General features: G+C 50.7%; 2 tRNA genes and 3 rRNA genes. All 5 read left to right on the top strand.

Annotation, left to right across the window (positions count from 1 at the left end):
- The first annotated feature begins 286 nt into the window (after window positions 1-286).
- Window positions 287-1,817, top strand: a 16S ribosomal RNA gene (locus AC07PT_RS30350).
- 86 nt (window positions 1,818-1,903) lie between these two features.
- Window positions 1,904-1,980: transfer RNA gene (locus AC07PT_RS30345), tRNA-Ile, on the top strand.
- 29 nt (window positions 1,981-2,009) lie between these two features.
- Window positions 2,010-2,085, top strand: a tRNA-Ala gene (locus tag AC07PT_RS30340).
- 444 nt (window positions 2,086-2,529) lie between these two features.
- Window positions 2,530-5,403: ribosomal RNA gene (locus AC07PT_RS30335) — 23S ribosomal RNA — on the top strand.
- A gap of 122 nt (window positions 5,404-5,525) precedes the next feature.
- Window positions 5,526-5,638 (top strand): 5S ribosomal RNA (rrf, locus tag AC07PT_RS30330).
- The 16S, 23S and 5S rRNA genes sit together here with 2 tRNA genes alongside, the layout of an rRNA operon.
- The last annotated feature ends 28 nt before the right edge of the window (window positions 5,639-5,666 follow it).

Raw genomic sequence — 5,666 nt, 5'->3', positions numbered from 1 at the left:
GCTGCTGAGGTAGAAAAGAAAAAAAGTTTTGCCAGTTACTTAAAAACTGTGCTAAGATAGAGGGCTTCGCTGATCGCAGCGAGCTGAAGCGAAAAGAAGAGATTCTGAGTAGTTTGATCCTTAAAAATATACAGCCGATAAGCGTGGGTGTTTGAAGGCGATTGCCAAGTTCTTTGGAACTAGTGCTTAGCACTTTAAACACTCATGAGAATAGAAGTGAAGTTCACTTCAATTCCGTTTTTATGAGTAATGCGTGGCAGCGATGTCATGCGAAAAATTCAAGATCGAACTGTAGAGTTTGATCCTGGCTCAGATTGAACGCTGGCGGCATGCCTTACACATGCAAGTCGAACGGCAGCACGGGAGCAATCCTGGTGGCGAGTGGCGAACGGGTGAGTAAAGTATCGGAACGTGCCCAGTCGTGGGGGATAACGTAGCGAAAGTTACGCTAATACCGCATACGATCTACGGATGAAAGCGGGGGATCGCAAGACCTCGCGCGATTGGAGCGGCTGATATCAGATTAGGTAGTTGGTGGGGTAAAGGCTCACCAAGCCGACGATCTGTAGCTGGTCTGAGAGGACGACCAGCCACACTGGGACTGAGACACGGCCCAGACTCCTACGGGAGGCAGCAGTGGGGAATTTTGGACAATGGGCGCAAGCCTGATCCAGCCATGCCGCGTGCAGGATGAAGGCCTTCGGGTTGTAAACTGCTTTTGTACGGAACGAAAAGGTTTGGCCTAATAAGCTGGACCCATGACGGTACCGTAAGAATAAGCACCGGCTAACTACGTGCCAGCAGCCGCGGTAATACGTAGGGTGCGAGCGTTAATCGGAATTACTGGGCGTAAAGCGTGCGCAGGCGGTTATGTAAGACAGATGTGAAATCCCCGGGCTCAACCTGGGAACTGCATTAGTGACTGCATAGCTGGAGTACGGCAGAGGGGGATGGAATTCCGCGTGTAGCAGTGAAATGCGTAGATATGCGGAGGAACACCGATGGCGAAGGCAATCCCCTGGGCCTGTACTGACGCTCATGCACGAAAGCGTGGGGAGCAAACAGGATTAGATACCCTGGTAGTCCACGCCCTAAACGATGTCAACTGGTTGTTGGGTCTTCACTGACTCAGTAACGAAGCTAACGCGTGAAGTTGACCGCCTGGGGAGTACGGCCGCAAGGTTGAAACTCAAAGGAATTGACGGGGACCCGCACAAGCGGTGGATGATGTGGTTTAATTCGATGCAACGCGAAAAACCTTACCCACCTTTGACATGTACGGAAGTTACCAGAGATGGTTTCGTGCTCGAAAGAGAACCGTAACACAGGTGCTGCATGGCTGTCGTCAGCTCGTGTCGTGAGATGTTGGGTTAAGTCCCGCAACGAGCGCAACCCTTGTCATTAGTTGCTACGAAAGGGCACTCTAATGAGACTGCCGGTGACAAACCGGAGGAAGGTGGGGATGACGTCAAGTCCTCATGGCCCTTATAGGTGGGGCTACACACGTCATACAATGGCTGGTACAGAGGGTTGCCAACCCGCGAGGGGGAGCTAATCCCATAAAACCAGTCGTAGTCCGGATCGCAGTCTGCAACTCGACTGCGTGAAGTCGGAATCGCTAGTAATCGCGGATCAGAATGTCGCGGTGAATACGTTCCCGGGTCTTGTACACACCGCCCGTCACACCATGGGAGCGGGTTCTGCCAGAAGTAGTTAGCCTAACCGCAAGGAGGGCGATTACCACGGCAGGGTTCGTGACTGGGGTGAAGTCGTAACAAGGTAGCCGTATCGGAAGGTGCGGCTGGATCACCTCCTTTCTGGAAAATTTGCAATTTAATTTGAACACCCACACTTATCGGTTGTTGGAACAGTCTGCTGAGCTGCGAGAGCGGTGAAGTGGAATGGGTCTGTAGCTCAGCTGGTTAGAGCACCGTCTTGATAAGGCGGGGGTCGTTGGTTCGAGCCCAACTAGACCCACCAAGATTCCAATGTCTGGTTGTGGGGATCCCGGGGGATTAGCTCAGCTGGGAGAGCACCTGCTTTGCAAGCAGGGGGTCGTCGGTTCGATCCCGTCATCCTCCACCAATGAATGAAGATGGTTGATTGAAGAGTGTTTCAATAACAAAGCGACTTGATGGTGAATCAGGTTGTTTTGTTATTGATTGCGATAGTGCGATTGATGAGGTGGTTGTTGAAAGACGATTGCCACGGCTGTTCTTTAAAAATTCATAGAGTCGAATCAGAGTTGTCAGAGGAAACTGCACATTCGTAAAGGTTTAGTGCAGACCGTGCCTCTGGCGACAATTTTTTGATTGCGTCAAAACGAATATTCAATGGTTTGTACGGTGAGAGCTGTATGAAGTTGAAATTCAGTAATGACGAATCTTCTTGAAAGTGGTCAGCGATGACTGTGATCGAGGAGTATTCACATTACGGCATAACGCGTCAGGTGAAAGACCTGACATCAGTCCTTGAAATAGATGGAGATGTTTTTAGAGTTGAAAGATTCTTGAGACGTCAAAGTTATAGGGTCAAGTGACTAAGAGCATGTGGTGGATGCCTTGGCGATGATAGGCGACGAAGGACGTGATAGCCTGCGAAAAGCTTCGGGGAGCTGGCAAATTAGCTTTGATCCGGAGATATCCGAATGGGGAAACCCACCGAAAGGTATCGCATGATGAATACATAGTCATGCGAGGCGAACCGGGTGAACTGAAACATCTCAGTAGCTCGAGGAAAAGACATCAACCGAGATTCCGAAAGTAGTGGCGAGCGAAATCGGAGAAGCCTGCTAGTGATAGCTACGAACTTAACAGAACGACTTGGAAAGGTCGACCACAGTGGGTGATAGTCCCGTATGTGAAAAGATCGTGGTGGTACTGAGCTAGCGAAAAGTAGGGCGGGACACGAGAAATCCTGTCTGAATATGGGGGGACCATCCTCCAAGGCTAAATACTCATCATCGACCGATAGTGAACTAGTACCGTGAGGGAAAGGCGAAAAGAACCCCGGGAGGGGAGTGAAATAGATCCTGAAACCGCATGCTTACAAAAAGTAGGAGCCCGCAAGGGTGACTGCGTACCTTTTGTATAATGGGTCAGCGACTTACATTCAGTGGCAAGGTTAACCGAATAGGGAAGCCGTAGAGAAATCGAGTCCGAATAGGGCGTTCAGTCGCTGGGTGTAGACCCGAAACCAAGTGATCTATCCATGGCCAGGATGAAGGTGCCGTAACAGGTACTGGAGGTCCGAACCGACTAGTGTTGCAAAACTAGCGGATGAGCTGTGGATAGGGGTGAAAGGCTAAACAAACTTGGAAATAGCTGGTTCTCTCCGAAAACTATTTAGGTAGTGCCTCAAGTATTACCGTCGGGGGTAGAGCACTGTTTAGGCTAGGGGGTCATGGCGACTTACCAAACCTATGCAAACTCCGAATACCGACGAGTACAGCTTGGGAGACAGAGCACCGGGTGCTAACGTCCGGACTCAAGAGGGAAACAACCCAGACCGCCAGCTAAGGTCCCTAAAATTGGCTAAGTGGGAAACGAAGTGGGAAGGCTAAAACAGTCAGGATGTTGGCTTAGAAGCAGCCATCATTTAAAGAAAGCGTAATAGCTCACTGATCGAGTCGTCCTGCGCGGAAGATGTAACGGGGCTAAGCCAGTTACCGAAGCTGCGGATTTGCAATTTATTGCAAGTGGTAGGAGAGCGTTCTGTAAGCCTGTGAAGGTGGGTTGTGAAGCCTGCTGGAGGTATCAGAAGTGCGAATGCTGACATGAGTAGCGTTAAAGCGGGTGAAAAGCCCGCTCGCCGTAAGCGCAAGGTTTTCTACGCAACGTTCATCGGCGTAGAGTGAGTCGGCCCCTAAGGCGAGGCAGAGATGCGTAGTTGATGGGAAACAGGTCAATATTCCTGTACCGATGTGTAGTGCGATGTGGGGACGGAGAAGGTTAACTCAGCCAACTGTTGGATATGTTGGTTCAAGCTTGTAGTCGTGCCTGGTAGGCAAATCCGCCGGGCTTAGATGAGGAGTGATAACGAGGCTGCTTGCAGCCGAAGTGAGTGATACCCTGCTTCCAGGAAAAGCCACTAAGCTTCAGCTACACACGACCGTACCGCAAACCGACACTGGTGCGCGAGATGAGTATTCTAAGGCGCTTGAGAGAACTCAGGAGAAGGAACTCGGCAAATTGATACCGTAACTTCGGGAGAAGGTATGCCCCAAGTAGGTGAACTCGTACAGAGGGAGCTCAAAGGGGTTGCAAAAAATCGGTGGCTGCGACTGTTTAATAAAAACACAGCACTCTGCAAACACGAAAGTGGACGTATAGGGTGTGACGCCTGCCCGGTGCTGGAAGATTAAATGATGGGGTGCAAGCTCTTGATTGAAGTCCCAGTAAACGGCGGCCGTAACTATAACGGTCCTAAGGTAGCGAAATTCCTTGTCGGGTAAGTTCCGACCTGCACGAATGGCGTAACGATGGCCACACTGTCTCCTCCTGAGACTCAGCGAAGTTGAAATGTTTGTGATGATGCAATCTCCCCGCGGAAAGACGGAAAGACCCCATGAACCTTTACTGTAGCTTTGTATTGGACTTTGAACAGATCTGTGTAGGATAGGTGGGAGGCTTTGAAGTGAGGACGCTAGTTCTCATGGAGCCAACGTTGAAATACCACCCTGGTGTGTTTGAGGTTCTAACCTAGGTCCCTTATCGGGATCGGGGACAGTGCATGGTAGGCAGTTTGACTGGGGCGGTCTCCTCCCAAAGTGTAACGGAGGAGTTCGAAGGTACGCTAGGTACGGTCGGACATCGTGCTAATAGTGCAATGGCATAAGCGTGCTTAACTGCGAGACTGACAAGTCGAGCAGATGCGAAAGCAGGACATAGTGATCCGGTGGTTCTGTATGGAAGGGCCATCGCTCAACGGATAAAAGGTACTCTGGGGATAACAGGCTGATACCGCCCAAGAGTTCATATCGACGGCGGTGTTTGGCACCTCGATGTCGGCTCATCTCATCCTGGGGCTGTAGCCGGTCCCAAGGGTATGGCTGTTCGCCATTTAAAGAGGTACGTGAGCTGGGTTTAAAACGTCGTGAGACAGTTTGGTCCCTATCTTCCGTGGGCGCTGCAGATTTGAGGAAGCCTGCTCCTAGTACGAGAGGACCGGAGTGGACACACCTCTGGTGTATCGGTTGTCACGCCAGTGGCATTGCCGAGTAGCTATGTGTGGAAGAGATAACCGCTGAAAGCATCTAAGCGGGAAACTCGTTTCAAGATGAGATCTGCCGGGGGCTTGACCCCCCTAAAGAGTCGTTCAAGACCAGGACGTTGATAGGTCAGGTGTGGAAGCGCAGTAATGCGTTAAGCTAACTGATACTAATTGCTCGTGCGGCTTGACCCTATAACTTTGAATCCAATTCAAAGTCTGGTTATGCCAAGACGCAATACAAAAAATAAAATCTGATTCCAAACTCTATGAATTCGCCGGGCTGTTGAGCAACAACAGTCCAGCACCAAGTTATGCCTGATGACCATAGCGAGTTGGTCCCACTCCTTCCCATCCCGAACAGGACAGTGAAACAACTCCGCGCCGATGATAGTGCGGGTTCCCGTGTGAAAGTAGGTCATCGTCAGGCTCTTACAGCCCTCAAAACCCCCTCCAGG

The organism is Curvibacter sp. GW821-FHT09D12, from assembly GCF_059416245.1.
Note: the sequence above shows the minus strand (reverse complement) of the source record. Positions and strands in the feature narration are given on the sequence as shown.